Source organism: Pseudoalteromonas sp. P1-26 (genome assembly GCF_001401795.1).
In the GTDB taxonomy this organism is placed as follows: Bacteria; Pseudomonadota; Gammaproteobacteria; order Enterobacterales; family Alteromonadaceae; genus Pseudoalteromonas.
This window is the reverse complement of record NZ_LKDX01000145.1, coordinates 1-429: the sequence shown is the minus strand read 5'-3', so window position 1 is coordinate 429 and position 429 is coordinate 1. Positions and strand designations below refer to the sequence as shown.

The window sequence follows — 429 nt, the reverse complement described above, 5'->3', positions numbered from 1 at the left end:
GAATTGGTAGACGCGCTGGATTTAGGTTCCAGTAACTTCGGTTGTGAGAGTTCAAGTCTCTCCTTCCGCACCATGTTCTTGATAAGAACTCAAACTATCAAGCTTTTGTTGGGATATCGCCAAGCGGTAAGGCAGCAGGTTTTGATCCTGCCATTCCCAGGTTCAAATCCTGGTATCCCAGCCACGATGGCTAAGTAGCTCAGTTGGTTAGAGCACATCACTCATAATGATGGGGTCACAGGTTCAAATCCCGTCTTAGCCACCATTCTTCTTTTAGAATGGCTCTGCAGGAGTTAAAGCTGCACTCAATGAAGAGTTTAAAATAACTACCAGTACTTTTAGTACGAATGATGCGGGAGTGGCGGAATTGGTAGACGCGCTGGATTTAGGTTCCAGTAACTTCGGTTGTGAGAGTTCAAGTCTCTCCTT

2 tRNA genes are annotated in these 429 nt (G+C 45.7%); both read left to right on the top strand.

Annotated features, from left to right (window positions below):
• The first annotated feature begins 109 nt into the window (after positions 1 to 109).
• Positions 110 to 184: transfer RNA gene (locus tag AN394_RS21315), tRNA-Gln, on the top strand.
• 4 nt (positions 185 to 188) lie between these two features.
• Positions 189 to 265: transfer RNA gene (locus tag AN394_RS21310), tRNA-Met, on the top strand.
• Positions 266 to 429: the final 164 nt, after the last annotated feature.